Annotated in this window: 21 protein-coding genes; 7 read left to right on the top strand and 14 right to left on the bottom strand. The window is 67.9% G+C overall.

Features of this window, described 5'->3' with window-relative positions:
• Positions 1–8 precede the first annotated feature (8 nt).
• Complete coding sequence (locus tag ACFQ9K_RS23295) at positions 9–851, top strand: acyl-ACP desaturase (protein ID WP_150407776.1); 843 nt, start codon at positions 9–11, stop codon at positions 849–851.
• 68 nt (positions 852–919) lie between these two features.
• Here the strand turns inward: ACFQ9K_RS23295 and ACFQ9K_RS23290 are convergent, their stop codons facing one another.
• The 6 genes from ACFQ9K_RS23290 to ACFQ9K_RS23265 form a co-directional block, all read right to left on the bottom strand.
• A complete protein-coding gene (locus tag ACFQ9K_RS23290) occupies positions 920–1426 on the bottom strand; it encodes a PaaI family thioesterase (protein WP_378722045.1) in 507 nt (168 codons plus the stop codon).
• A 125-nt stretch (positions 1427–1551) separates the two neighbouring features.
• Complete coding sequence (locus ACFQ9K_RS23285) at positions 1552–3255, bottom strand: hypothetical protein (protein WP_378722044.1); 1704 nt, start codon at positions 3253–3255, stop codon at positions 1552–1554.
• Between the two features lie 31 nt (positions 3256–3286).
• Positions 3287–3676 (bottom strand): hypothetical protein, encoded by a 390-nt coding sequence (locus ACFQ9K_RS23280; RefSeq protein ID WP_378722043.1) that lies wholly within the window; start codon positions 3674–3676, stop codon positions 3287–3289.
• A 62-nt stretch (positions 3677–3738) separates the two neighbouring features.
• Positions 3739–4866, bottom strand: coding sequence for an acyl-CoA dehydrogenase family protein (locus ACFQ9K_RS23275; protein ID WP_378722042.1), 1128 nt, complete (start codon positions 4864–4866; stop codon positions 3739–3741).
• 136 nt (positions 4867–5002) lie between these two features.
• Complete coding sequence (locus ACFQ9K_RS23270; protein ID WP_378722041.1) at positions 5003–6343, bottom strand: ABC transporter permease; 1341 nt, start codon at positions 6341–6343, stop codon at positions 5003–5005.
• Between the two features lie 90 nt (positions 6344–6433).
• Complete coding sequence (locus ACFQ9K_RS23265; protein WP_378722040.1) at positions 6434–8008, bottom strand: Na+/H+ antiporter; 1575 nt, start codon at positions 8006–8008, stop codon at positions 6434–6436.
• A 382-nt stretch (positions 8009–8390) separates the two neighbouring features.
• On the opposite strand from ACFQ9K_RS23265, the gene ACFQ9K_RS23260 reads away from it, so the two are divergent.
• On the top strand, positions 8391–9509 hold the full coding sequence (locus tag ACFQ9K_RS23260) for a glutamate--cysteine ligase (protein WP_378722039.1): 1119 nt from the start codon (positions 8391–8393) through the stop codon (positions 9507–9509).
• On the opposite strand, the gene ACFQ9K_RS23255 is transcribed toward ACFQ9K_RS23260, so the two are convergent.
• Entirely contained in the window at positions 9496–9870 is a 375-nt protein-coding gene (locus ACFQ9K_RS23255) for a VOC family protein (protein ID WP_378722038.1), read from the bottom strand. The genes ACFQ9K_RS23260 and ACFQ9K_RS23255 overlap by 14 nt on opposite strands.
• A 214-nt stretch (positions 9871–10084) precedes the next feature.
• Here ACFQ9K_RS23255 and ACFQ9K_RS23250 point away from each other — a divergent pair, with 214 nt between their 5' ends.
• Entirely contained in the window at positions 10085–10891 is an 807-nt protein-coding gene (locus ACFQ9K_RS23250) for an SAM-dependent methyltransferase (protein WP_378722037.1), read from the top strand.
• Between the two features lie 77 nt (positions 10892–10968).
• Here ACFQ9K_RS23250 and ACFQ9K_RS23245 read toward each other — a convergent pair whose 3' ends face one another.
• Genes ACFQ9K_RS23245 through ACFQ9K_RS23220 form a run of 6 tightly spaced genes read right to left on the bottom strand, consistent with a single transcriptional unit; the run spans position 10969 to position 16214 of the window.
• Positions 10969–12198 carry a cytochrome P450 gene (locus ACFQ9K_RS23245; RefSeq protein WP_378722036.1) on the bottom strand — a complete coding sequence of 410 codons (1230 nt, stop codon included), beginning with the start codon at positions 12196–12198 and terminating at the stop codon, positions 10969–10971.
• 10 nt (positions 12199–12208) lie between these two features.
• The gene (locus ACFQ9K_RS23240) at positions 12209–13450 is read right to left on the bottom strand and encodes a cytochrome P450 (RefSeq protein ID WP_378722035.1); all 1242 of its coding nucleotides are present in this window, start codon (positions 13448–13450) and stop codon (positions 12209–12211) included.
• The gene (locus ACFQ9K_RS23235; protein WP_378722034.1) at positions 13447–14052 is read right to left on the bottom strand and encodes an ATP/GTP-binding protein; all 606 of its coding nucleotides are present in this window, start codon (positions 14050–14052) and stop codon (positions 13447–13449) included. Before ACFQ9K_RS23235 ends, ACFQ9K_RS23240 begins: the two co-directional genes overlap by 4 nt.
• Positions 14027–14380, bottom strand: a complete 354-nt coding sequence (locus ACFQ9K_RS23230) for a DUF742 domain-containing protein (RefSeq protein ID WP_150407764.1) — start codon at positions 14378–14380, stop codon at positions 14027–14029. Before ACFQ9K_RS23230 ends, ACFQ9K_RS23235 begins: the two co-directional genes overlap by 26 nt.
• The gene (locus ACFQ9K_RS23225) at positions 14377–14802 is read right to left on the bottom strand and encodes a roadblock/LC7 domain-containing protein (protein WP_378722033.1); all 426 of its coding nucleotides are present in this window, start codon (positions 14800–14802) and stop codon (positions 14377–14379) included. The genes ACFQ9K_RS23230 and ACFQ9K_RS23225 overlap by 4 nt, the downstream gene beginning before the upstream one ends.
• Positions 14802–16214 carry an ATP-binding protein gene (locus ACFQ9K_RS23220; protein WP_378722032.1) on the bottom strand — a complete coding sequence of 471 codons (1413 nt, stop codon included), beginning with the start codon at positions 16212–16214 and terminating at the stop codon, positions 14802–14804. Before ACFQ9K_RS23220 ends, ACFQ9K_RS23225 begins: the two co-directional genes overlap by 1 nt.
• A 683-nt stretch (positions 16215–16897) precedes the next feature.
• Between ACFQ9K_RS23220 and ACFQ9K_RS23215 the strand changes: the two genes are divergently transcribed.
• A complete protein-coding gene (locus ACFQ9K_RS23215; RefSeq protein ID WP_378722031.1) occupies positions 16898–17329 on the top strand; it encodes an SRPBCC family protein in 432 nt (143 codons plus the stop codon).
• A gap of 20 nt (positions 17330–17349) precedes the next feature.
• Here the strand turns inward: ACFQ9K_RS23215 and ACFQ9K_RS23210 are convergent, their stop codons facing one another.
• The gene (locus ACFQ9K_RS23210) at positions 17350–18264 is read right to left on the bottom strand and encodes a LysR family transcriptional regulator (protein ID WP_378722030.1); all 915 of its coding nucleotides are present in this window, start codon (positions 18262–18264) and stop codon (positions 17350–17352) included.
• Between the two features lie 144 nt (positions 18265–18408).
• Here ACFQ9K_RS23210 and ACFQ9K_RS23205 point away from each other — a divergent pair, with 144 nt between their 5' ends.
• Genes ACFQ9K_RS23205 through ACFQ9K_RS23195 form a run of 3 tightly spaced genes read left to right on the top strand, consistent with a single transcriptional unit; the run spans position 18409 to position 21940 of the window.
• The gene (locus ACFQ9K_RS23205; protein WP_378722029.1) at positions 18409–19515 is read left to right on the top strand and encodes a tartrate dehydrogenase; all 1107 of its coding nucleotides are present in this window, start codon (positions 18409–18411) and stop codon (positions 19513–19515) included.
• Positions 19512–20813, top strand: a complete 1302-nt coding sequence (locus ACFQ9K_RS23200; protein WP_378722028.1) for a 2-hydroxycarboxylate transporter family protein — start codon at positions 19512–19514, stop codon at positions 20811–20813. The genes ACFQ9K_RS23205 and ACFQ9K_RS23200 overlap by 4 nt, the downstream gene beginning before the upstream one ends.
• Positions 20810–21940, top strand: coding sequence for a glycerate kinase (locus ACFQ9K_RS23195; protein WP_378722027.1), 1131 nt, complete (start codon positions 20810–20812; stop codon positions 21938–21940). Before ACFQ9K_RS23200 ends, ACFQ9K_RS23195 begins: the two co-directional genes overlap by 4 nt.
• Positions 21941–21963: the final 23 nt, after the last annotated feature.

Raw genomic sequence — 21963 nt, 5'->3', positions numbered from 1 at the left:
AGAGACAGATGGATATCGAGTCAACCCTGATCCCGGTCGAGGAGGTGGCCGAGGCGGTCGACGGCTTCCTCGCCGCCTCCCCCGCGGCCCGGGCCTGGGATGTGGAGACCGCGTTCGACTGGTCGCGCGCCGACGCGGGCCGGCTCACCGAGGGACAGCGCTCGGCGGTGCAGTTCGTCACGCTCATCGAGGACCACCTGCCCGGCTATTTCGAGGTCTACCACCGGTATTTCCCCGTGGACGACTCGGTCAGCCGGGAGGCGTTCGTGCACAACCGCGAGCTGTACCACTTCACCGTCCGCTGGGCGCTGGAGGAGGACACGCACGCTCGCGCGCTGACCCGCTACCAGGAGTCCGCCGGCATCGCCGAACGCAGTTCGCTGCGTACGGAATTGGCGATCGAGGGGCAGAAGCCGTTCGACCTGCCCTATGACCACCCGGTGCAGTTCTTCGCCTACGCGCTGGTGCAGGAGAAGGCGACGCAGATGTACTACCAGCAGCTGCGGGACGTGGTCGACGATCCGGTGCTCGCGTCGGTGCTGGCCCGGCTGTCCCGGGACGAGGCCAGGCATTTCAGCTTCATGGCCGATGTGGTCGGCCGGTACCTGCGGGTGCACGGCGACGCGACGGTAGAGCCGATCCGCGACGTGATCGCGAATTTCCGCATGCCGCTGGCCGATACGATGCGCGGATATTGGCGATGGGCATTGAAAATCGCCGATGTCGCGTCCTACGACCACACCGAGGCGTACGAGCATCTGATCAAGGTGATCGACCGCACAGTGGACACCCGCACCGATCGCCTGGACGAATTGGTGCGGTTCATCGAGGAATGCCACACCCTCGCCTGAATTACAGCTACCGATAACGAAATAGCCCTGCCGCGGAAGTTATTCCGCGGCAGGGCTATTTCGGTTTTTCACTGCTCCGGGTGCAGCACCAGGATCGTCGTGGAGCCGTGTGCGATCAATTTGCCGTTGCCGTCGACGATGCGGCCCTCGGCGGTCGCGGTGCGCCTGCCGACATGGATCGCGTTGGCTTCGCAGGTCAGGCGCGAACCGTCCAGGGTGACCGACCGGATGAAGTTCACCTTGAGCTCCAGCGTCGTATAGGCCACGCCGTCGCCGAGCTTGGTGAACACGGCGCTGCCCATCGCGGTGTCCATCAGGGTCGCGATGACCCCGCCGTGCACGGTGAACATGGCGTTGATGGTGGCCGGGTTCGGGTCCAGGTAGTACCGCGTGTAGCCGTCGCCCGCGGTCTCCAGGCGGATCCCCAGCGACGCGCCGACACCCAGGTTCTCCTGCAACCCGCGCTCGAAGACGGTGGTCAGTTCGTGGACCCGCGACGCCACGGTGGTGGCGGGGGCGCCCGCGCCGTTGGTGTGCGTGACGGCCTCGTTGGCATTGATGTCGGTGCTGGTCATGGCCTCTTCCTCCCTGGCGAACGATGCCAGGCCATTCGATCAGCGCCCGGTGAACGCCGGCCGGACTGCGGCCGTTGCATTCTCAGGTTCGATCGGGTGATCGAAAGACGGTGGCAGGGCGGTGCTCAGACGTGCACGAGCACGTGGGTGTCGTCGGCGTTGACCAGGCCGAAGCCGGTGCGCTGCTCGATCTCGACCAGCCTGCGCAGGATGGTCTCGGGGTCGGGGAAATCGTGCAGGGCCAGTTCGTTCAGTAGTTGCGCGCGAAACGGCAGGAGCGGGGCGACCGCGCCGAGGACGATCAAGGCTTCGAGGAGGTCGCGGTCGTAGTCGAGCAGGGCGTAGACGCCCCCGGCGTCGAGCGTGCGCCACACGTCGCCGAGGCGGTCGTCGGGCACGGTGTTCAGGGCACTGTCGAGGTAGAGACGCCGGGCTACTTCGGGTAGTTGCGCTTGAACGGTGGCGAGCAGATCTGCGTGCGGGGTTCCGTCGAGGACGCTGTCGACCACGAGTCGCATCCGCTCGAACAGCTCGATGTACATCTCGCCGGGGTGGGCGTGCGTGTGCAGCAACGCCATTTCTTCGGCATCGCCGGGTTCGATGCCCGGTGCGACGATATCGACGGCCGACTCCGGGCCGTACACGACGATCGCCCGGTACAGCCCGGACGACAGCGCGCTGAACACCAATTCCACCGTGCCGGAACCGGATTGGCGCGGCGCGGCGGGCGCGCGGCCGCGCAGCAGCACCCGTCCGCCCAGCCGCACAACGTATTTGCCGCGCCATCCCACCGTCACCTCGACCGCCGCCGTGCCGAGCCGCACGATGTGCCGTCGGTCGAGCACCACGCCGAACGCCTGGCGCAACCCTTCGGCGAGCTCCGCGTCAGCCGACTCGGCCACCTGCGTGGACTCGGCGTTCAGTTCCGCGAGCAGTGCCGCGTGGGCGCGCTGTCCGGCACGCCACCGTGCCGGCGAAACATGCAGCGGGGCGGCCCAGTTCGCCGAACCCGTCGGCTCACGATCCAGAATCATGGCCTCGATACGCGCCACGTCGGCCTCGGTGATGTGCGCGAGTTCGCGCACCCGGCCGGCGACGTGGCCGACGATCCGGTTGGCCAGCTTGCCCATGTCCTGCTCGCCGGTGCCGAGCAGGATCTCGACCAGCCGCCGGTCCTCGAAGAAGAACCCGCGCAGCACGGCCAGCGCCAGATCGGTTTCGTTGTACAGCCGGTGACAGCCGCGGCGCAGGTCGCGCCACATGCTCTTGACGCCGAGATAACCGAGCAGGTATCCGTCCGGATCGTCGGCGAGCCCGGTCGCGAGCACGTTCACCTTGCGGCGGATGCCCGCGGCGCTGACCCGAATCGTCCTGAGGTGCACGCTGATCGGCAGGGACATGGCCAGGGTGGCCGCGCGATCGCCGGCCAGCGGCGCCAGCTCGCCGTCCGCCGCCGGGCCGAGGATATGCGGGGCCTTGCCGGAGAACAGGTTGATGGCGGCGAGCATCGGCGACGTGGCGACCGGGCTGCCGACGGTGTTGGCATCGAACTCGGCGAACAGCGCCAATCCCTCGATCAGCGGCCGCAGTACCGCGGTCACGGTCTGATAGGCGACCGCGTCGCGCTGAATCCGATCCACCGCCCTCGCCTCTCCGCTGAGCGCCGCGCGGGTCATCCGGTATTGCAGCCCGGTGATCGCGAAGCCGACCGCCGAGTGGAAGCACCAGTGGTGGGTGAACTCGTGCAGGCAGCCGAGGGTCAGCTCCGGCGAACCCTTGCCCGGGTGCAGCAACTCGTCGAAATGGTCGGCGAGCCGGACCGCACCCAAGTGCGTGAGGTTGCTGGAAAGGTCTGTCCAGCTACGGGTTTCCGCCATCATCGCCCTCGGGCAGGCCCTGCAGGCCGAGCCCGTCGATGAGCTGTTTGATCACCTGCGCGTCCGGGGCGTCGCTCTCGCTGAACGAGAGGATCGCCGAGCGATCCACCTCGCTGCCATCGGCGTACAACACCTTGGCGCGCAGTTCGATTCGCTGTTTGCGGCGGTTCTTCATGGCCCACGCGGCCAGCGCGTGGATGGCCGGGGTGGCGCAGGCTACGGCGAGCACGAGCATGGTCGGCTCGCCGTAGCGGCTGCCCGGAATCTGTTCCGGCGTCAAACCCGGTGACTGCGTAGATAATTGGCGGGTGATGTCTTGAACGTCGGCGTGGTCCAGGTCGAACAGGGTGATCTTCACCGGTTCGGCGGTCATCGGACGACTCCCAGCTCTCGGCCGGCCGCGGCGCGGTCCGCCGCAGGCGCTGGGAATCGAGATTACTCGCCTTCCGGCACGCCGAGCACGAGTCTGCCGATCTCGCCGGCGATCACCTCGGTCGAGTACGCCATCAGCTGGCCCGCCTCGGCATCGCGCAGATGCCGTTGGATGGGTGACTGTTTGAGATAGCCCGAGGCGCCGCCCACCCGCACGCCCAATTGCGCCACCTCGACGGCGATCTTGTTCGCGAGGTACTTCGCGCGGGACAGGTTCGGGAAGAAGCTCGGTATCCCGTTGTCCGCCTCGAAGAGCGCACGCTCGTACAGCGCGTGCGCGGCCGCCAGCCTGGTCTGCACGTCGGCGACCTCGTACTGCACCCACTGCTGATGCGACAGCGGCTTGCCGAGGATCACCCGGGACCGCGCGTGCTCGACCAGGGCGTCCAGGGCCGCGTCGGCAATGCCGAGCGAGATCGCCGGGAGCCCGGCGGGGATGACCGCGAAGTCACCGAATCCCGGTGCGCGGCCGCGATATTCGGCGCGCAGCAGGGTGTGATCGAAGGACAGCAACTGGCTGCGGGTGGCGCGCAGGCCGAGGGTGTCCCAGATCGGGATGGTCGAGACGGTCGCATCGGGCACCACGCCGAAGAAGGCGGGAACGCCGTCGACGCGCGCGTTCACCAGGAGGTATTCGGCGATCTCGCAGCCGGAGACGAAGCGCTTGGCGCCGGTCAGCGACCAGCCGCCCGCCACCGGCACGGCGTCCTGCTGCGGGTTGAGAAAGCGGTTGCCGCTGGCCGGTTCGGACAGCGCGTTGGCGAAGCGCCTGCCCGCGAGGAATTCGTCGGCGAAGAACGAACCGAGCGTCTCGCCGGTGAACTCCGCGAGGGCGACGCCCGCCCCGGCGTGCATCGTCCAGATCGTCGCGGTCGACGGATCCGCCTTGGCCAGCGTGCGCACCACGTGCCCGAAGGCCGCGTAGCTCAGGCCGAGCCCGCCCACCCGTTCGGGTAACACGGCCCGGTCCAGGTCGGCGTCGTGTAGCGCGGTCAGGTGCGCCACCGCGATCTCGGCTCGCTCGTCGTATTCGGCCGCGACGGCCCGGAACCCCTCCGCCAACTCGGCGACTCGATCGAGCACCGTGCGCTCGGCATCGCGGACCGGAAAAAGGAACTGGGCAGTTGTCACGAAACGCTCTCTGGTCGAAGGGATTCGGCGGCCACCATGGTCGCCGGCGACTCGCCGACCCAGGGTACGCAGAAGCCCGGCCCGCTGTGACGGGAACCGGCCAGTGTGGCGGCTCGGGTCGGCGCCGCGCCTGTCCCTATGCCGGAGGGGCCGCTACGGGACGACCGGTTCCGGTGCGGCGCAGGCCCTTGTAGTCATAGAAGCGGGTGATCGCGACGCCGAGGACGAGCCCGACGGCCAGGCCGAGCGCGGCCATCCAGACGCCCCGGCTGAGCCCCGCCGGACCGCTGGCGTCGAAGTACAGGATCGCGCGGACGCCGAGGAACACCTGGTGCATCGGCTCGAACGACGCCAGCCAGCCGAAATACTTCGGCGTCGCCTCGATCGGCACGGTACCGCCGGAGGAGGGCAGGCCGAGGATGATGAACAGGATCAGGTTGAGCAGCAGGCCGGCCGAGCCGACCGCCGCGAGGATCGACAGGCCGGTGATGCCCACCGCGATGATGGCGAGCGCGCTGTAGAGGAACAGGCCGAGCGGATGATCGATGGGCATGCCGAGTGCGTTGCCGACGATAAGGAACACGCCCGCAACCACATTCGCGGTCACCACCAGCACGCCCCACTTGATCAGCAGGGTGTGGAAGCGGGAGATCGGCGTCGGCGGGAAGTGCACGAACCACGGCCCGTACTCGGTGGGCACGAAGCCGAGTTGCGCGTCGATCATGGTGTGGATGGTCATCGAGCCGACCAGGCCGGCCAGCAGGAGCAGCAGCGCGTAGAAGAACGCGGTGAGCCCCTGGCCGGTGCCGCTCGGCAGCGGATGGAACGGTTCGACCACGATCTGCAACGGTTCGGCGAGCGCGACCCGGGCGGCGCCGCTCAGCTCGGGCGCGGGCGGGCCGCCCGGCGGCGGGGCCAGCTGGGCCTTGACCTGCTCGCTCAGTTGCGCGCCGACCTGCTTGTTCACCTGATCGAGGGCCTGGCTACCGATCTGGGTGACGATCTCGGTGACGAATGCGCCGCTGCGCGGATTGGTCTGCAAGGTGATGATCGGGCGTTGGATGTCGCCGGGGATGACGCTGCCGACGCCGAGGATGCCCAGACGTTTGCTGAAGTCGCTCGGAATCAGGATGGTGCCGTAGACCTTGTTGTCCTGCATCCGCTGCGACGCCTCGTTGACCGCGAGCACCTGAAGGTCGATCTTGTCCGCGGGCACGGCCTGCTTCAGCCCCTCGGTGACCTCGTCGCCGAACTTGACCTGCCGCTCCTGGCCCGGCGCGCCGATGGTGTCGCCGACGTCCTGATTGACCAGCGCGATCGGGAAATCGTGCATGTTCTCTTCCGGATCGACCACATAGTCCAGGTACATCGTGCCGAGCAGGGCCATGAACACCGCGAGGACGGCCACCGGAATAAGCCACATGCGCAGGCCGAGGCGGCGGTCCGAACGAGCTGCATCCACGCTGTCCGTAGTCACGGTCTGGGACGGTAGCAGCAGACCGGTCGCGGATTCGGGAGGTTCGCCTGGTCGTTTGCTCTGCGTATGCGGAGAAGTCGGTGGCAGCCCCTACGGCGAGCGCAGGTCGAGGCGGCGGATCACCCGGTCGACCAGATCCGGCGGCACGCCCGGCTCGCGTCGCGCGGCCATCGCCTCGGCGCGCCCGGCGGTCAGCACCTCCTGATTGATCCGGGCCAGCTTGCGATTGAGGCCGAAGGTGCGGTCGGCGGCCGCCTTGGCGTCGTCGGCGGCCTCGGGATCGGCCCTGGCGAGCCGTCTTTCGATGCCGACGTGCAGCCGGTCATAGACCTCGTCGGGCAGGTCCTCGGTGCGCGCGACCTCGCGCAGCCGGGCGAGCTCGGCCCGCAGGACGCGCGTCCACAACCGCCGCTCCAGGTTCCGCTCCGCCTCGGTGTCGACGCGCACGCCCGTCGCGCGCACCACGAGCGACAGTGTCGGTCCCTGAATCAGCAGGGTGAACAACACCAAAGCGAAGGCGGTGAACAGGATTCCGCTGCGCCACGGGAAGTCGGCGCCCGGCTCGGTGGTCAGCGGAACGGCCAGTGCCAGCGCGACTGTGGCCACGCCGCGCTGCCCGGCCCACCAGGTCACCATGGTTTCGCGCCAGGTGTACGGCTCGTCCGCCTCCCGGCGCCGCCACCAGCGGCCGAACAGCGCCCAGGTCGCCATCAGCCAGGCCAGCCGGACCACGACCACCGCCGCGATCACCGCGCCGGAAACGCCGAGGAAGCGTGGCCAATCCGGCCCCACGTCGCGCAGCACGGTGGCCAGCTCCAGCCCGATCAGGCCGAAAGCGATTCCGGTGACCAGCATTTCGACGATCGACCAGAACGAGTCACCGATCAGCCGGTAGTTGCTGTCACCGAAATCGGACGCCGCGTCGGTCAGGTACAGCGCGCACACCAGCACCGCGAGCACCGCGGACCCGCCCCAGGCCTCGGCCAGCCGATAGGCGGCGAACGGCAGCGCCAAACCCAGCGCCACCTGCCACGCGGCCTCGTCCAACCGGCGCATCAGCCGGCTGCCGCCCCAGCCGAACACCAGCCCGACCGCGACGCCGACCACGGCGGAGACCACGAAGTCCAGGGCCGCCGACCAGGCGGAGAACTGGCCGGTGAACACCGCCTGCACCGCGATCCCGTACAGCACGATCGCGGTGACATCGTTGAACAACCCCTCCCCCTCCAGCACCGCGACCAGCCTGCGCGGTAACCCGAGCCGGCCGGCCAGCGCGCCGACCGCCACCGGGTCGGGCGGGGCCACCAGCGCACCGAGCACGAACGCGGCGGCCAAGGGCACCTCCGGCGCCCATAGCCGCACCACCACCGCGACCACCGCCGCCGTGGCGAACACCAACCCGACCGCCTGGAGCGCGATCGCACTCCAGTTCTGCGCGAAGGTCCGCCAGGACGTGCGCCGGGCGGCCGCGTACAGCAGCGGCGGAAGCAGCAGCGGCAGAATCAGATCCGGCGCGACCCGCACCTGCGGCACCGCCGGGATCAACGCGAGCACACACCCGAACACCGTCATCAGCACGGCGGGCGCCACACCGAGCCGCCGCCCGATCGGCTGGGCGAGGATCGTGCCGAACAGCACGAGAAACGGCAACTCCAGATGACTCACGCCAACACAGTGTTGATCGGCTCCCTGAGAAAAGCGACGGCGTGCGCCTGAGAAACCCCGGTGCGTTCGCGCAAGCGGACAGTGCGGTGATCGAGATGTCCGGTGGACGTCCGGGCGATCACCGTTTGAGCTGCCGCGAGCTGCGGCAATCTGGTGTTTACGACGCAGTTCCCCGAAGTGGTGAAAGGAGCTTCCGATGATCATCGGCATGGTTAGCCACTGGGTTCGTTCAGTGCTAGACCTAATCGGGATCTGACCCAGCTGTCCGAGCACGAACTAGCGCGACGCACCGCGGGACCGCCCGGTCTCGCGGTGCGTTCTTCGGTATCGCGAGGATCGCCCCCGTTGCGTACAACCGTGCCGGATGGGTAGGCCCGCCTGCATGGACGCAGAAGCCGCTACCGTCGGCGTCGAGGAGGAGTTTCTGCTCATCGACCCCGGCACCGGTCTGCCGGTCGCGAAGAACATCGAGGTCGCCGAGACGGCGGCCGCCCTCGGCGTCGAGTTGCAACTCGAACTCACCGGATGCCAGGTGGAGACCAGCACCGGCGTGCATGCCGATTCCACGAAGTTGGCCACGGAGTTGCGCGATCTGCGCTCCGGCATCGCCGACTGCGCCGAGCGGAACGGCGCCACGCTGCTCGCGGCGGCCATTCCACCGACCGTGCCGAACGAGTACCCGGTCACCGACACGCCTCGCTATCAGCGGATCGCCGACGCGTTCGGGACGCTCGCGCAGGAGCAGGGGTTGTGCGGATGCCACGTGCACGTGGCCGTGCCCGATCGCGAAACCGCCCTACAGGTCAGCAATTTCCTGCGCCCCTGGCTGCCGCTGTTCCTGGCGCTCACCGCGAACTCGGCGATCTACCGCGGCATGGACACCGGGTACGCCAGCTGGCGCAGCATTCTGTGGCGGCGCTGGCCGAGCGCCGGTCCCCCACCGCATTTCGGCTCGGCGGCCGAATACGACGCGCTGGTCGCGATGATGCTGGCGAGCGGCAGCATCCTGGACAAGAAGATGGTGTATTGGGATGTCCGCCCGTCGGCCGCCTTTCCGACGGTGGAGATCCGGGTCAGCGATGTGCCCGCCACCGTCGAGGAGACGGTGTTGCTCGCCACCCTGGTCCGGGCGACGGTGATGACCGCGCAGGACGCGTTGGCGCGCAACATCTCCGCGCCGCCGGTCAGCGACGAGGTGTTGCGCGCGGCCTACTGGAAGGCGGCCCGCACCGGACTCGACGGGAACGCGGTCGACCCGGTGCACGGGCGCATCCTGTCGGTGCGCGATCTGCTGAGCGAACTCGTCGGCTATGTCGGTCCGGCGCTGGACGAGCTCGGCGACCGGCAGCTGGTCACCGATTCCCTCGCCGCCGTGCTGGCGCGCGGCAACGGAGCGATGCGCCAGCACAACGCCTTCCGGCCCCGCAACGACGTCGGCGATGTGGTGGCCGAACTGACGGCGGCCACCCTGGCCGGTTGTCGCGCGACTACAACCAGATGAGGCAGAAGATGTGGCCCACCGGGTCGGCGTAGACGCGGAATTGGTCATTGTCGTTGGGCTGCACCAGTTTCGCGCCGAGCGCGAGCGCCTTCGGCTCGGCCTGTTCGATGTCGTCGACCAGCACGTCGAAGTGGATCTGCTGGGACGCTTCGGGATCGGGAAACCGCGGCGGCTGGTACTCGGGCGCGGACTGGAACACGATCCGCCTGCCCTCGCCGTCCACGGTGACCACCCAGGTGTCGTCCTCGTCCTCGGCCAGTTCGAGGCCGAGCAGGTTGATGTAGAACTCGGCGAGCTTGCGCGGCTCCGGGCAATCCAGCACCACGCTGCGCAGGCGCCCCACCGGTCCGGTTGATGTCATACGAAACCTCCTTCGATCGGCACCCTCGTCGCCTACCCGGCGCACCCGGCAGGCAAACACACGGTCCGAACGATCCACCACGGCCCGGCGGCGCTGCTGACGGACGGAGGCCTACGGATGATGAAACATGTTGTGTTCAAATAAGACTCGAGGTCCAAGCCTGCCGTGAGCCCTCTACGATGAGGCACACACAATCCACCATCGGGGGTACCGCATGACCGACCTGCCGCACGCGATCGACCAATCCAAGCCGAGCATCGCGCGGGTGTACGACTACCTGCTCGGCGGGAAGGACAACTTCGCCGTCGACCGGACGATCGGCGACCATTTCAAGAACAATCTGCCCGGCTCGGTGGCGATCGCCACCAGCAATCGGCAGGCGCTGATCCGCGCGGTCCGCGACCTCGCCCGCGCCGGGATGCGGCAGTTCATCGATCTCGGCAGCGGGCTACCGACCGCCGACAACGTGCACCAGGTCGCCCGCCGCCACGCGCCCGACGCCAAGGTGGTCTACGTCGACAACGATCCCATCGTCCTCGCGCACGGCCGCGCGCTGCTGGCCACCGATGCCGGGACCACCGTGTTCCAGGCCGATCTGCGGAACCCGCGCGCGATCCGGGAGCATCCCGAGGTGGTCGACCTGATCGATTTCGACCAGCCGGTCGCGGTCATCTTCAGCGCGATCCTGCACCACCTCAACGACGACGAGGCCCCGGCCGCGGTGGTGCGCTACTGGATCGGTCAGCTGGCGCCCGGCAGCATGGTGTACATCTCGCACTTCCGCTCGGGCGGCAATCGGGAGTCGGCGGCCGCCGAGGAGAAGCTCCAGGCGACGTTCGGGAGCGGACGCTGGCGCACCGACGCGGAGATCGCGGCGCTGTTCGGCGAGCTGGAGCTCATCGAGCCCGGCTTAGTGCCCTGCGCGAGCTGGCGGCCGGATGTGACGCCGGTCGACGCGGACGAGCGCGAATTGACCATCTGGGAGCGGCTGATCGTGACCGGCCTGGCGCGCAAGGCATAGACATGCGAAAGGGGTGTCGCGGCCCGCGGCACCCCTAGTTCGAATCCGGTTGTGCTGGTTGACTATTCAGCGCTTTCCTAGTCGGCGGGCTGCAGGATCACCGGCAACTTGCCGTGCCCGTTGGAGATGAAGCTGACCACGGTGCCCAACTCGGACGGATCCGCGGCCAGGCGCATGTTCGGGAACCGCTCGAAGATGGCGGGGAGCGCGACCGCCGCTTCCAGCCGGGCCAGCGGCGCGCCGAGGCAATGGTGCACGCCGTGCCCGAAGGCCAAGTGGTCCTTGGTAACCCGGGTGACGTCGAACTCATCGGCGGTGTCGCCGTGCACCTTCGGATCCCGGTTGGCCGCCGCGTAGGCGGGCAGGATCGGATCACCCTTGGCGATCCGCACGCCCTCCAGGTCGATGTCGTCCACCGCGAAGCGCAGCGGCAGGTGCGCGACCGGCGCCTCGAACCGCAGCGCCTCCTCGATCAGATCCGCCCAGCCGACCTTGCCGTCGAGCACCGTTGCCCGCTGCTCCGGCCGGGTGATCAGCGCGTAGATCGCCTGGTCGAGCAGGTTGACCGTGGTCTCGTGGCCGGCGCTGATGACCAGCAGCAGGGTGTCGATGAGTTCCTGCTCGGTCAGCTTGGAGCCGTCGTCCTCGCTGCGATGCGAGATCAGCAGGCTGGTCATGTCGTCGCCCGGGTTTTCCCGCCGGAAGGCCACCAGCTCGCCGAGGATGCGGTACATCTCCATGTAATTGGCCTGCGACTCCTCCGGGCTGAGCGCGGTGTCGAAGATGCCGTCGACGCACTTGCGCAGGCCGGGGTTCAGCGATTCCGGCACGCCCATCAGCTCGGAGATGACCTCGATCGGCACCGGGTACGCGAAACCCTCACGCAGATCGACCACTTCGCCGGCGGGCACGGCCGCGAGCTCGGCGATCAGCCGCTCGACGATCCGGGTGATCTGCGGGCGCATCGCCTCGGTGCGCCGGTGGGTGAACGCGGGAGCGACGAGCTTGCGTAGTCGACGGTGATCGGCGCCGTACGCGGTGAACATGTTGTTCACCGCGACCCACAGGAACAACGGCCAATCCTGCGGCACTTCGCCGTTGGCGAAGGCGGGCCAATGCTGTCTGGCATCCTTGGACACTTTGGGATCGACGAGCAGTCGCTTGAGCAGGTCGGCGTCGGTGATCGACCAGGCACGCACGCCGCCGGGCAACTCGACCAGGGTCGCCGGGCCGCGCTCGCGCAAGCGAGCCGCCTCGCCCTGGATGTCGGTGCCCGCCGGGTCTAGGACTAGAGGCTCGGTGTCCATCGGGGTCTCCTTAAAACACGTTCAACGGTGGTGACTTAGGGAAGACTACCGGGAGGGAGACCAGCGCTCGGTGGAAAGGACCTGGCCGCCAAGACAATTCACCCGGGGCGACGGCAAGTCCCAACTCGGGCAACGCATCGAGGAGCTGATCGATGGCGTCCTGCACGATGAGGTAGGCCATCGACCGGGCGGGGCAGGCGTGCGGTCCGACGCTCCAAGCCAGATGCGATCGATTATCCACGTACTCACCGACACTGATGGTCGGATCGTTGTTGCAACCGGACATGCTGATCACGACCGGCTGATGGGCGGGCAGCCAGACACCGTCGATGAGGATGGGCTGACGCGGGTAGGACACGCAGTAGTTCGCCATCGGCGGGTCGGTGAACAGCACCTCGTCGAGCGCGTCGCGGGTCGAAAGACTGCCACCCAGAACGTTTCCGGCGAACCGGTCGTCGGTGAGCATGAGCAGCAGCGTGTTGATGATCAGGTTCTGCTGCGGCTCGATGCCCGCGCCGTACAGGGTGACCAGCTGGTGGATCATCTCCACGTCGTCGAGCTTGGCCGGATGCGCGAGCAGCCGCGAGGTGATGTCGTCGCCCGGCTCCTTGCGCTTGGTGTTCACCAGCTCGAACAGCGCGTCGGTGAGCATGGCGTTGCCCTTGTCCGCGTTGACGCCCTCGAAGATCGCGGCCATGCCGGTGGCGACCTGCTGGCCGATCTCCGGCGAGCAGCCGAGCATCGCGTTGAGCACCGCGAAGGTGAGCGGGAAGGCGTACTGGCTGATCAGATCCGCGGCGCCGTCCTGGCAGAACGCGTTGATCAGCGGGATGGCGATCCGCTCGACGGTGGCGTGCAGGCTGTGCAGGTCGACCTCGGCGATGGCGGCCACGTTGGCCTGCCGGTACTTGCTGTGGTCCAGCCCCGCGCTGCGCAGCGCGTTGGGCCGCCACTCCAGCATCGGCAGGATCGGGCACTCACCGGGAACGCCCTTCTGCCAGGTGCGCGGATCGGCCGGGAAATGCTCGGGATCGTTGAGGATGCGCAGCGCGGTGTGGTAGCCGATCACCAGCGTGGCCGGCACGTCCGGGGCCAGGCTCACCGGCACCAATGAGCCGTATTGGCGGCGCATTTCGCGGTAGGCCACGTGCGGGTCGGCGGCGAATTCCTCCGAGTACAGCGACACCCGGGGGCCATCGGTGTCGATCGGTGATCCGTGCTGGACCGGGCAGGAACGCGGGGGCGTGGTCAAAGTCGTGACTCCTGACGATGGAACAGGAATTCGACGAGCGTGATCAGGGACCGCAGGCAGGTGCCCCGGTCGCGCGCGTCCAGGGAGGTGAGCGGTGTTTCGGGGGCCAGGTCCAGTGCGTCGCGGACCTCGCTCAACGGAAAGTTCTTGAAGCCTTCGAACTGATTGACCGCCACCGAATACGGCACCCCGCGCTCTTCCAGCACCGAGAGCACCTCGTCGGACTTCTCGATGCGCCGGGTGTCGACCAGCACCAGCGCGCCGAGCGCACCACGCGCCAGCTCCTCCCATAACGGGACGAACCGCTGCTGGCCCGGGGTACCGAACAGGTACAGCGCCAGCCGCGGATTGAGCGTGATGCGGCCGAAGTCCATCGCCACGGTCGTTTGCGATTTACCGGGCAGGCCGGCCATGTCGTCGACGCCGACGCTGGCCTCGGTGATCGTCTCCTCGGTGCGCAGCGGTTTGATCTCCGAGACGCTGCTCACGAAGGTGGTCTTGCCGACCCCGAAATTGCCTGCCACCAACAGTTTTACGGAACGGGTAACGGTCTCCGGCACATAGTCGACTGGGCGATCAGACGGCGAGAGCACGGAGCCCATTAAGTACCTCCTCGAGCAGAGCGATCTCCGGCAGGTTTTCCGCCGGGGTAGGTGTGACCAGGTGGCCGTTGTCCATCAGATCGGCCGCGACGATCTTGACAACGGACGGCGGGAGATCGAGGTACGCGGCGATCTCGGCGATCGATAACGTGCCTCGGCGGCTACAGAGATTGATGACCCGGCGTGCGTCGGGCGTGGCACCCGGCGATGGGTCCTTTGCGGCACGGACCAGGGTGACCAGGTCCAACTCGCGAGTGGGACGGGTGCGTCCCCCGGTGCGCACGTATGCCCGAACCAGGTCGGGATCACGCCGGGCCCGTGATGTCATGGCAATTCGCCACCATCGACACGCCTGCGCGGCTGGCTGCCCAGCTCGTGTCCGACCCGGCCGGCGAGCTCGTTCATCCGGTGTGCGATGAGCGCGACGTCGATCTCGGGGGTGGTCGCGACCCCGAGCAGCGCGCCGTCGCCCGCCGCGGTGATCAGGATCATGCCCTGGTCGTACTCGGTCATGTTCTGCCGCACCCCGTTGACGCCGTCCCCGCAGAACTCGCCGAGCGCCTTACCGAGCGAGCGCAGTCCGGACGCGGCGGCGGAGAAACGCTCCGCCTGATCACGCTCGATACCCGCGGAATGCGCGATCCGTAAACCGTCTTCGGACAGGAGGACCGAGAATCTGACGCCCGGGACGCTGAGGTCTTCGAGTAGCCAGCCCAGCTTGTTGCTGCTGTCGGTCACGGGTGTGGCCATCAGGATGTCATCCCTTCCGTGTGATCGGAATTGTCGGACTGTTCGCCTGCGGCGGCACGGCCGCTCTGCGAACCGGTGTGCCAGGCCGCGGCCACGTCGGGCCGGGCGAGGCCGGGTTCGGTACGCGGGCCCACCGGAGCCAGCGCGACCGTTCGGCGGCGCCGCTTCGGTAAGCCGCCGTTGGTGATCTCGTGCACGGCGAATGGCTCACTCTCACTGGGCTCTTCGCTCTCCGGTGCCCGATGCGACGCGGTCGTCGTGACCGCCGCGGGAGCGGGTTCGGCGGGAATCTCGACCGCGCGGGCGGGCACGGCCTCGTGCTGGCCGGGCTGCGGGGTCATCAGCAGCGCCTCGGGGATGTAGACCATCGCGCGCATGCCGCCGTAGACGTTCGGGCCGTCGATGTAGACGGTGAAGCCGTAGCGGCGGGCCAGCGCCGCGATGCCGGGGAAGCCGACCTTGGGCGACGGGCCGAGCTGGTGGATGTCGACCGAGCGCTCGTGCGCGAGCACCTGGCGCGCCTCTTCCATCTGCTCGGCGTTCATCCGCACGCCCGCGTCGTCGATGATCACGGTGACGCCGTGGTGCCCCTCCTGGAAGGAGACGTCCACGTACGAGGTCGGCGGCGAATAGCGCAGCGCGTTGTCGAGCAGGGTGGCCAGGGTGTGCACGAGCGGTTCCACCGCCCGGCTGATCACCACCCGATCGAGCTGGGTCGGGCGCACCCGCAGGTAATCGCGCACGCGGCCGACCGCGCCACCGACCACGTCGGTGAGCGACTGCGCCGGCCAGCGCCGGCCGGGCAGCCCACCGCAGACGATCACGTAGGACTGCGCCTGGCGGATCATCTGCTGCACGGTGTGGTCGATGCGGGTGAGGGTCTCGTACACCTCGTCGTTGCGGTGCTCACGCAGCGCGGAGCTGACCACCTGGCTGACGTCGGCGCCGAGGCTGACCACGGACGTGCCGAACGAGCGCACGGCCGCACTGGTCGCCTGCCGGGACGCGGCCGACACCTCGCCGCGCACCTTGTCCTCGGCGACCTTGATCGCCTGCTGCGCCTCGTGGTTGGTCTGGTCCCTGGTCTCCGACCGCAGCAGGCTCAGGTCGTCGGCGTATCGCTCGGCGATCCACCGCAACACCTGCGCGGTGCGCGAATTCTCCAGCCCCGGCGGCACTTCCACCGTCGGCGGCTGGCTGTCGAAGCGTCTGATCGACTCCGCGACCGACGGCAGCGTGGTGGTCGCGAAGTGCTCGACGGCTTCCTCCGCTGCTCTCTGCTCTCTGCTGAGTGCTTCGGCCCTTGCCCGCTGCTGTCTCGCGTACTGCACCGCGTACAGCGCGACTGCTGCCACTATGACGAGAGCAGCGGCGAGGATCCAGGAAAGCACCACGGCGATATCTTGATTCATCAGTTCTTTCGTCGTCGATTGCCGCCGAGGATCGGGTGCGCTTGCGAGCGCGCATGCACGAGGGCGCGTGGTCTGTCCGTCATTGTGCTTCGTCTCGCCTTCCTCGCGACGCCGACCAGCACACCCTGGTCGGATCTGGTCCACGTCGGAGGACCGGAGACCGTTCGAACAACAGATTGTGTCCGAACAGTTACCAGAACCCGACGCTGCGACATTAGCAGCTATGCAACCAGTTCTCTCCAGATCCAGTCACACGATTGCGTTTGCAGACATCAGATGACGAGTGCGCCGGGATGCGCAATAATGCTGCGCCACTAGTGATCACGGTCGCTTGCCACGCGATGACCAGGGGCGTTTCCGGCGTGGCGATAGAGGACACATCATCGGATCACTCTGCGGTACCGCGCATCACGCGCATGCCGTCAACCGCGCCTATCCGAAGCGGGTGCGAGAACAGGGTATTGGGGGTTGGTAGCGACCGGAAGTTTGCTGGAACGACCAGTTTGTTTTAGGCGGAAACGCCGGGGTGGTCCGAGTCACGCGGCTCGCGAAGGTTGCCCGAATGTCGCCCGACCACCTCGGACGTAATGATCGAGCCGATCATGAAGCCGTTCGCGCAGATGTGGAGCGCTATCTCTTCAGGTCAACTATGGCGAACTCCGGGTACCGGATACTATGCGGCCATGGCAAAGCTGAAGGTCTCCGTCGATGTGCCGATCTCGCCCGAGGAGGCGTGGTCGCACACGTCCAATCTGACCGACCTGGACAAGTGGCTGACCATGCACGAGGCGTGGCGCAGCGAGGTGCCGGAACAGTTGACGGTCGGGACGCAGCTGGTCGGTGTGGCCTCGGTGAAGGGACTGCGGAATCGGGTGACGTGGACGGTGAAGGCCGCCGAGGCGCCGCGGCGGCTGCTGCTGACGGGTGCGGGCAAGGGCGGCACCAAGCTCGGGCTGGAGTTGCTCGTGGCGCCGAAGGGCACGGGGTCGGAGGTGACGGTCGACATCGAACTCGGCGGCAGGTCGTTGTTCGGGCCGATCGGGGCCGGGGTGGCGCGCGCGGTGAAGGGCGACATCGAGCGTTCGCTGGACAAGTTCGTCGCGCTCTACGGCTGAAACCGGCGCTGCGACAGGCGTTATCGAGCCGCCGCGGTGATTCGGCGGCCGAGGCCTGCCTTCAGGTGATCGATGACGGCGCGGGTCCGGCGCGGCAGCGGGGCCGCGGCGGCGTATACGGCGGCGATGTCGGCGCTCGGGGTCTGGATGTCGGGCAGCACCTGGATGAGCGAGCCGTCGCGCAGCAGGGGCTCGACCTGCCAGAGCGAGCGCATCACCAGACCGCGACCGGCCAGGCACCACTGGGTGATGACGTCGCCGTCGTTGCTGATCAGGTTGCCCGCCACCCGGACGGAGAGTTCCTTGTCGCCGGTCTCGAAGCGCCACAGCGCGTAGTCGGATTCGTTCTCCCGCAGGATGATGCAGTTGTGCTGCTCGAGTTCGTCGAGGTTCGCGGGGGTTCCGTTGCGCCGCAGATACTCCGGTGACGCGCAGAGCACGCGGCGATTGACCCACAGCCTGGTCGCGGTCAGTCGGGAATCCCGGAGGGCGCCGACCCGGATGTCGATGTCGAAGCCGGTGCCCGCGATGTTCAGCGGCAGCGCCGAGAGTTCCAGGTCCACTTGCACTCTGGGGTTGCGCTCGACGAAATCCGCGACGAGCGGGGCGATGTGGGCGCGGCCGAGGCCGATGGTCGAGCGAACGTGGACGCGGCCGCGCAGTTCGTGCCGCTGCTCGGCGATCGAGTCTTCCAGTTCCTCGAGCTGGGCCGCGATCACCGAGGCGCCCGCGGCGTAGCGCTCCCCCTCCGGGGTCAGCGTCAGCCGCCTGGTGCTGCGCTGCACGAGCAGCACGCCGAGCCTGGCCTCCATCTGGGCGAGCCGCTTGCTCACCGAGGACACCGAGACGCCGAATTCCCTGGCGGCCTCGGTCAGGCTGCGGGAACGGGCGACGATGTCGAAAAAGGTGACGTCGTCGGTGGACGCACCGGACACGGCGACCTCCTCGTCTTTTCCATTCGGGAAAGAGTCTCTTTCGCGTTGCGTGCTTTTGCCGCGGAATATCCGAGCCTACCGTTGTGATCGGCCCCACACCAACGTATTCCGGGGCCGATATCCACGAGATCGGAGCACGCCACGATGGGTTCAACGCACCGTATTGCCGTCATTCCGGGCGACGGCATCGGCAAAGAAGTCGTGCCGCAGGGAGTTCGAGTGCTGGAGGCCGCGGCGACCGCGTTCGATTTCACCCTGGATTTCACCGAGTTCGACTTCGCCAGCGCGGAATATTACACCGCGACCGGGCAAATGCTGCCGGATCGGTGGTTCGAGGAACTGGCGGGCTTCGACGCGATCTTCTTCGGCGCGGTGGGGTGGCCGGAGGTGGTGCCGGACCACATTTCGCTGTGGGGCAGCCTGTTGCAGTTCCGGCGGCATTTCGATCAGTACGTGAGCCTGCGGCCGGTCCGGCTGCTGCGCGGCATCAGCAGCCCGCTCGCCGGCCGCGAGCCCGGTGACGTGGACTTCTATGTGGTCAGGGAGAACACCGAGGGCGAGTATTCGAGCATCGGCGGCAAGATCTTCGAGGGGACCGACCGGGAGACGGTGATCCAGGAGACGGTGATGACCAGGACCGGCGTCGACCGAATCCTGAAGTACGCCTTCGAACTCGCCCGGCGGCGGCCGAAGGGGCACCTCACCTCGGCGACCAAGAGCAACGGCATTTCGATCACGATGCCCTATTGGGACGAACGGGTCGCGGCGATGGCGGCGGAGTATCCCGATGTCGAGGTGGACAAGTATCACATCGATATTCTGACGGCCAATTTCGTGTTGCATCCGGACTGGTTCGATGTCGTCGTCGCGAGCAATCTGTTCGGCGATATTCTTTCCGATCTCGGTCCCGCGTGCACCGGGACCATCGGTATCGCACCGAGCGGAAACATCAACCCGGAGCGGCTGTTCCCGAGTTTGTTCGAGCCGGTGCACGGGTCCGCGCCGGATATCGCCGGACTCGGCATCGCGAATCCGATCGGGCAGATCTGGAGCGGCGCGATGATGCTGGAGCATCTCGGCGAGCAGGCTGCGGCCGACGCGGTGCTCGCGGCGATCGAAACGGTGCTGGCTCAGGGGAAGTCGGCGCTGACCCCGGATATGGGCGGGACCGCGACGACGGAATCCGTCGGCGGGCAGGTGCGCGCGGAGCTGGAGTCGGCGGCCTCGATGGCATCGGTGAGCCGGTCATGAGTCTGCAAGCGAAAACCGCGCGGTCGTTCACGCTGCCGACGCTGGACGGGATACCGCTGGTCGTGCCGATCGTGCTCACGGCGGGGGTGCTGGCCGCGGGGGTGTTCGACGCGGTGCCGAAGAACATGATCGGCGGGCTGGCGGTGATCGTCGGGCTCGGCATGCTGCTCGGGCCGCTGGGCAATCGGCTGCCGGTGATCTCGAAGATCGGCGGCGGGGCGCTGATCTGCCTGATGGTGCCGTCGGTGCTGGTGTATTTCGGTGTGTTCAACGCGAATACGCTGGCCGGGGTCAATGCCCTCATGAAGGAGGCGAACTTCCTCTACTTTGTCATCAGCACGCTGGTGGTGGGCAGCATCCTCGGGATGAGCCGGAAGGTGATGGTGGGCGGGCTGATTCGCATCTTCCCGCCGCTGGTCCTCGGGACGGTGGCCGCGGTGTCGGTGGGGATCGGGGTGGCGATGGCGTTCGGGTACGGCTTTCATCGGGCGCTGTTCTACATCGTGGTGCCGATCATCGGGGGCGGGATCGGGGAAGGGGTGATCCCGCTGTCCTCGGCCTACGCGTCGGCACTGGGCGGGGAGCCGGGAAGTTATGTGGCGGAACTGATTCCGGCGGCGATCATCGGCAACATCGCGGCCGTGATCATCGCGGGGCTGTTGCGCAGGCTCGGGGATCGGCGGCCGCAGCTCGACGGCGGGGGTCAGCTGGTGAAGGTGCCGGCGCCGGAGATCACTCCCCCGGTCGCGCCGCCGGAGACCGCCGGTGCGGGTCGCAATCACGCGCTCGGCGTGCTGATCATCTGCGGTCTCTTCGTGCTGGCCACGCTGCTGGAGCAGGTCGTGCATCTGCCCGCGCCGGTGCTGGTGATCATCATGTCGGTGCTCTGCAAGCTGTTCGGCGTGTTTCCGGCCGAGGTGGAGGACAGCGTGCGCGGGATCTACACGGTCATCGCGCGGCACTTCATCTATCCGACGATGATCGGGCTCGGCATGCTGTATCTGCCGTTGAAGAACATCATGGGCGTGATCTCGGTGGGCTATGTGGCCGCGTGTATCGGCGTGGTGATCGCCATGGCCGCCACCGGGTTCTGGGTGGGGCGGGCGATCGGCATGTACCCGATCGACGCCTCGCTGGTGACGGTGTGCCACAGCGGGCTCGGTGGAACCGGGGACGTGGCCATCCTTTCGGCGTCGAACCGGATGAATCTGATGCCGTTCGCGCAGATTTCGACGCGGATCGGCGGGGTTACGACCGTGATCTCGGCGGCGGCGCTGATCAGGGTGGTCGAAGGATGAGGGTTCTGGTCGCGCCGGACAAGTTCAAGGGGAGCCTGACCGCGGCCGAGGTCGCGCGCTGGCTGGCCCTCGGGCTGGCCGACGCCGGGGTCGAGGGGCGGCAACTGCCGCTGGCGGATGGTGGGGACGGGAGCGTCGATGCGGCTGTCGCGGCGGGGTTCTCGGGGCGTTCGTGCACGGTGGCGGGTGCGATCGGGACACCGCGGCGCGCCGTGCTGGCGGTGCGCGGGGACACGGTTGTCGTCGAGGTGGCGAATACCTGTGGACTGGGCACGCTGCCCGGTGGCCGTGGGCAGCCGCTGGATGCGTCGAGTCTCGGCCTGGGGCAGGCCATTCGGCAGGCGTTGCGGTTCGCCCCTGGTCAGGTGGTGCTGGCACTCGGGGGCAGCGCGAGCACGGACGGCGGCATGGGGTTGCTCACCGCCTTCGGGTTCCGCTTTCTCGACGCCGCGGGGCGCGTTCTACCGCCCAGTGGGCGAGCGCTACTCGACATCGCCGCGATCGATACGGCCGCGGCCGTGCGCTTACCACCGGTCGAGTTGCTGGTGGCCGGTGATGTCACGAACCCGCTGACCGGATTCGACGGGGCGGCCGCGGTGTACGGACCGCAGAAGGGGGCCGACCCGGCAACGGTGTGCCTGCTCGATCGTGGACTCCGGCACCTGGTGGACATGCTGTCCCGCAGCGGCTTTCCCGAGGCGGACCGGCTCGCCGCGACGCCCGGCGCGGGCAGCGCGGGTGGGATCGGCTTCGCCGCCCTGCTGCTCGGGGCGCGGATGAACTCCGGGGCCGAGTTCTTCCTCGATCTGCTCGATTTCGATCGGCATTGCGCCGAGGCCGATCTGGTCATCACCGGCGAGGGGAGCCTGGACGCACAGACCGAGCACGGCAAGCTGCCCGCCGTGGTCGCTCGGCGCGCCGGGCCGGTTCCGGTCGTCGCCGTCGCGGGGCGCAGTGAGATTGCCGGAAGTCGTTGGCGGCACAATGGTTTCGCCGACGTCTACGCACTCACCGACTACACCGATCGCGATACGGCGGGCGATTCCGCGCTGACGGCCGAATTGCTCGTGCGCATCGGTGGCAAGATCGGGCGCTCGCGATTACCCGAATCGACCGGCGTTCGGTAGGTCGGGTCGCCGCCCGAGACGAT

This window comes from Nocardia sp. NPDC056564 (genome assembly GCF_042793755.1).
Lineage (GTDB): Bacteria > Actinomycetota > Actinomycetes > Mycobacteriales > Mycobacteriaceae > Nocardia.
Note: the sequence above shows the minus strand (reverse complement) of the source record. Positions and strands in the feature narration are given on the sequence as shown.